Genomic DNA, 4712 nt, shown 5'->3' with positions numbered 1-4712 from the left:
CGGCACGCCCGGCACGCCCGGCACGCCCGGCACGCCCGGCACGCCCGGCACGCCCGGCACGCCCGGCACGCCCGGCACGCCCGGCACGCCCGGCACGCCCGGCAGGCCCGGCAGGCCCGGCAGGCCCGGCAGCGGGGAGTCTTCCCCCACCCCGCCCCTTCCCGAAAGCAGGGGCGAGCCCCCACACCCCCGGGCGGGACCGCGCCACCAGGGGCTCCGCCCCGGTGACCGGGGTCGTCACCCCCGTCGGGGACGGGACACCCCGGCGCTGGACGACGTAGCAATCAGCCCCGCCGCGGACGACTCCACAGAGGACAACTCCGTGGCAATCGGTCTCGCCGCGGACGGCTCCGCAGGGGACCGCTCCATAGCGAGCAGCCCTGCCACGGACCGCCCCGCCGGGGACAGCACCGTCGCGGGCGGCTCCGCAGAGGGCAGCTCCGCCGCGAGCAGCCCCGCAGGGGACAGCTCCGCAGGAGCCCGCCCCGCAGGGGCACGCCCCGCCCCTGGCGGTCCCGCCGTGGCTCCGTTCGTCGCCCGGCCAGGGCCAGGGCGGGGTCATGCTGCCTCCGTGCGGTCTGCCGTCATGGCTGCCGCGTCCAGGAGGGCGGTGCCGACGATGAGGTCCGCGCCGCCGAATTCCGGGTCTTCGAGTTCCGTGCCGTCGTCGACCGCGAAGAGGAGCCGCTCCTCGCCCTGGCGGTAGGCCGTGCCCACCGCGGGGCTCGCCGCGTGGACGGCCAGGAGGGCGACGAGGTAGGGCAGGTCCGGGTCGGAGCGGCGGGCCTCCGCCAGGAGGCCGGACAGGCGGCGCGGGGCGTCGTGCGGGAGTTCGAGGAGTGCCATCGCGGCGGCGAGCTGCTCCTCGCTGAAGCGGCTGTCGTCGGGGGTGGCGATCAGGTCCGGCTCCGGCATCTCCAGACCGAGGTGCTCGCGCTCCACCGGCGGGGTGAGGAGGATCTCCACCAGGTCCGCGACGCGGACCGAGACGGGGGTGCGCAGGCCGGCGCCCGACGCGAAGAAGGCGTCCGTGACGCGGATGGCCTGGGCGACCGGGAGCGGCAGCACGGGGGCGACGAGCTGTCCGTACAGGTCGATCCCGGAGCGCGGCGCGGGGGCCGCGAAGGCCTGGCGGTCCTGTTCGGCGCGGAACAGCGGGCCCGCGTCGAGCAGTCGGGACTGGAGCTGGGTGTGGCGGCGGATGCAGTCCTTGACGATGTCGACCAGTTCGGCGGCGCGCCGCTTGTTGTCGGGCTCCTCCGCCTCGTCGCGGGCCTTGCGGATGTTGGTCAGGATCGCGTTCTCGTGGCGGTAGCGGTCGGCGACGTGGTCGAGGGCCTCCGCGATCATGTCGGGGACGGTCACCAGCCAGTCCACCGCCCGTACGTTGCGCCGGGTCGCGTCCAGTGTGCGGCGCAGGGTCTCGGCGTACTGGACGGTGCGGTAGCGGGCCTGCTCGGCGGCGAGTTGGGCGTCGGCGAGCCGGCCCCGGCTGATCAGGACCTCCAGTTTGACCTCGGCGGCGATCTGCGCGCTGGTGACGTCCGTGTCCAGGGCGCCGACCAGGACGTTGACGGCCTCGTCCGTCGTGCGCAGGTACACCGCGCCGCCGTAGCCCGGGACTTCCTCGATCAGCTTGAAGTCGTAGTCGCGGCGGACGTACACCCCGTCCGGGCCGAACGTGCCGTAGATCGCGCGGAATCCGCGGTCGACGCTGCCGACGTTGATGAGGTTCTCCAGCACCCAGCGGGCCACCCGCTCGTGCTCGGCCGCGGGGCGCGCCGGTGCCTGGGCGGCGACGCGCGGCAGCAGGCGTGCCACTATCTGCTCGTGGTCGGCGCCGGTGTCGAAGTCCATGTTGAGCGTGACCAGGTCGATCGCGGCGAGCGCGACCTCCGCCATCGCGTACACCCCGTACTCGCCGGCCAGATTGGCCTTGCGCACGTCGAGGTCGTGGAGCGGGGCGGTGCAGGCGAGCGCGCGCAGCCGCCGGGCCAGGCCCTCGTCGGCGGCCGGGCCCGGCGCCGGGGAGGGAAGGGTCTTCGCCGGGGCAGGGAGAGTCACGGGCAAAGACTAGGCGCTGACCCTGACAACATCCCAAACGGGATGGTTCGCCCGATCCTCCCGCCGTGGGCGGGAGCGCGGCCCGCGGGCTGTTCTACGCTCACCGCATGGCTTCCATGATCACGCCGGACACCCCGGCGGCCGCCCCCGTGATCGATCTCAACGCCGACCTCGGCGAAGGCTTCGGGCGGTGGACGCTGACCGACGACGAGGCCCTGCTGTCGGTCGTCACGAGCGCCAACGTCGCCTGCGGCTTCCACGCCGGCGATCCGTCCATCATGCGCCGCGTCTGCGAGCTGGCGGCCGCGCGCGGGGTGCGGATCGGCGCGCAGGTCTCGTACCGGGACCTGGCGGGCTTCGGCCGCCGCTCCATGGACGTGCCGGCCGGTGAGCTGGCCGACGAGGTGGCCTACCAGATCGGGGCGCTGGAGGTCTTCGCGCGGGCGGCCGGGTCCCGGGTGTCGTACGTGAAACCGCACGGCGCGCTCTACAACCGCACCGTGCACGACTCCGGCCAGGCCGCCGCGGTGGTGGCGGGCGTGCTGATCGCGGCCGGTCCCGCCGGGCTCCCGGTGCTCGGGCTGCCCGGTTCCCTGCTGCTCGCCGCCGCCGGGCGGGCCGGGCTGCCGGCCGTCCCGGAGGCCTTCGCCGACCGGGCCTACACCCCGGAGGGCACCCTCGTACCGCGCGGCGAGCCGGGCGCCGTGGTCCACGACCCGGACGCCGTGGTGGCCCGCGCCCTGGACATGGCCGCCCGGCACGCGGTGACGGCCGCCGACGGCTCCCGGATCCCGGTGGCCGCCCGCTCCCTGTGCCTGCACGGGGACACCCCGGGCGCGGCCGACCTGGCCCTGCGGGTCCGCGGAGCGCTCGGCGGGGCCGGGGTGCGGGTGGAGGCCTTCGCATGAGGGCGCTGGAGGCCGGCGCCGGGGCGCTGCTGCTGGAGGTGGACTCCGCCGAGGAGGTGGCCGCGCTCCACGCGGAGCTGCTGCGCCGCCGGGACGCGGGCGAGCTGGGCGGGGTAGGGGAGATCGTCCCGGCGGCCCGGACGATCCTGCTGGACGGGGTACGGGAGCCGCGCGCCCTAGCGGCCCGGATCGCCCGCTGGCCGGTTCCCCCGCTCGCACCGTCCGACGGGCCGCCCCCGGTGACGGTCCCGGTGCGCTACGACGGCCCCGACCTCGCGGAGGTGGCCGCGCGCTGGGAGGTGGCGCCCGAGGAGGTACCGGGCATCGTCGGCGGGATCACCTTCCGGGTGGCCTTCTGCGGGTTCGCCCCGGGCTTCGGCTACCTGACGGGCCTGCCCGCCCGCCTCCACCTGCCCCGGCGCGCGACGCCCCGTACGGCGGTACCGGCGGGCTCGCTGGCCCTCGCGGGCGAGTACGCGGGGGTCTACCCGCGGTCCTCCCCCGGCGGCTGGCAGCTGATCGGATCCACCGACGCCGTGCTGTGGGACCCGGCGCGGGAACCCGTCGCGCTGTTCGCGCCGGGGGTACGGGTGCGGTTCGCCCCGGCGGAGGCGCTGTGAAGGGGCTGGAGGTCGTACGGGCGGGCGCGCTGACCACCGTCCAGGACCTGGGGCGGCCCGGGTACGCCCACCTCGGCGTCCCCCGCTCCGGCGCCCTCGACGCGGGGGCGCGCGCGCTGGCGAACCGGCTCCTGGGCAATCCGCCCGGGGCCGCCGTCCTGGAGACGACCCTGAACGGGGTCGGGCTACGGGCCGTGGGCGGCCCGCTGACCGTGGCGGTGACCGGGGCGCCGTGCGCGGTACGGGTCTGCGGGCGCCCGGTGGCCTGGGGAGCGCCGGTCCTGCTGCGCGACGGGGCGGAGCTGGACGTGGGCCCGGCGGAGTCGGGGGTGCGCGGCTACGTGGCGGTGCGGGGAGGGTTCGCGGTCGAGCCGGTGCTGGGCAGCCGCTCGACCGATCTGCTGTCGGGCCTCGGCCCGCCGGTCCTGGCGGCGGGGGCGCTGCTGCCGGTGGGCGCACCGGGCCCGGATCCGGTGGCCGGGGTGGACGGTCCGGCCGTTCCGGGCCCGCCCTCGGAACTGGTGCTCCCGCTGCGGCTGGGGCCGCGGGCCGACTGGTTCACCGCGGAGTCGGTGACGGGGCGGCTGCTGCGGGCGACGTACCGGGTCTCGGCCTCCTCCAACCGCGTCGGGATGCGGACGCAGGGGCCGGCGCTGGTGCGGGCGCGGGGTGGTGAGCTGGCGAGCGAGGGGATGGTGCTCGGGGCGGTGCAGGTGCCGCCGGACGGGCAGCCGGTGGTGTTCCTCGCGGACCACCCCGTGACCGGGGGGTACCCCGTGGTCGGGGTCGTGGTGGGTGCCGCGCTTGATGCGGTGGCGCAGGCGGGGGTGAGGGTGCCGGTCCGGTTCGTCCGAGCCTGACCGGGGCGGGCTGCCCCGCCCGGGGGTGCCGTGCCCCGCCCGGGGGTGCCCTGCCCGAGGGGTGCGCCTCCTCGGGGCCCGCCTGGGCGAGGCGGGGGCTCGGCCGGGCGGGGGCTGCGGGTGCCGCTGCGCGGGGCTGGGTCCCCTACCCGCCCTTCCACCGTTCCCCGGGCCAGCCCGGACCCGGTCCTCAAACGCCGGACGGGCTGCAAACGGGGCACCGGGCTGCGCCCGGACCCCCTGGGGCTCCGCCCCAGACC

The 4712-nt window shown here is 77.0% G+C and carries 4 protein-coding genes; 3 read left to right on the top strand and 1 reads right to left on the bottom strand.

Going from position 1 to position 4712, the window contains the following annotated elements; translation table 11 throughout:
- Positions 1 to 558: 558 nt before the first annotated feature.
- Positions 559 to 2064, bottom strand: a complete 1506-nt coding sequence (locus ACFWNV_RS27890; protein WP_383952317.1) for a hypothetical protein — start codon at positions 2062 to 2064, stop codon at positions 559 to 561.
- A gap of 107 nt (positions 2065 to 2171) precedes the next feature.
- Here ACFWNV_RS27890 and ACFWNV_RS27885 point away from each other — a divergent pair, with 107 nt between their 5' ends.
- From ACFWNV_RS27885 to ACFWNV_RS27875, 3 genes are read left to right on the top strand one after another with little or no spacing between them, the layout of a single operon-like run.
- On the top strand, positions 2172 to 2972 hold the full coding sequence (locus ACFWNV_RS27885; RefSeq protein WP_383952315.1) for a LamB/YcsF family protein: 801 nt from the start codon (positions 2172 to 2174) through the stop codon (positions 2970 to 2972).
- On the top strand, positions 2969 to 3592 hold the full coding sequence (locus ACFWNV_RS27880; RefSeq protein WP_383952313.1) for an allophanate hydrolase subunit 1: 624 nt from the start codon (positions 2969 to 2971) through the stop codon (positions 3590 to 3592). The genes ACFWNV_RS27885 and ACFWNV_RS27880 overlap by 4 nt, the downstream gene beginning before the upstream one ends.
- Positions 3589 to 4452: a biotin-dependent carboxyltransferase family protein gene (locus ACFWNV_RS27875; protein WP_383952311.1), complete on the top strand. Its 864-nt coding sequence runs from the start codon at positions 3589 to 3591 to the stop codon at positions 4450 to 4452. Before ACFWNV_RS27880 ends, ACFWNV_RS27875 begins: the two co-directional genes overlap by 4 nt.
- The last annotated feature ends 260 nt before the right edge of the window (positions 4453 to 4712 follow it).

It is taken from the genome of Streptomyces sp. NPDC058401, assembly GCF_042722885.1.
GTDB lineage: Bacteria > Actinomycetota > Actinomycetes > Streptomycetales > Streptomycetaceae > Streptomyces.
The sequence above is the reverse complement of the archived record's forward strand: the minus strand, read 5'-3'. Positions and strand labels throughout refer to the sequence as shown.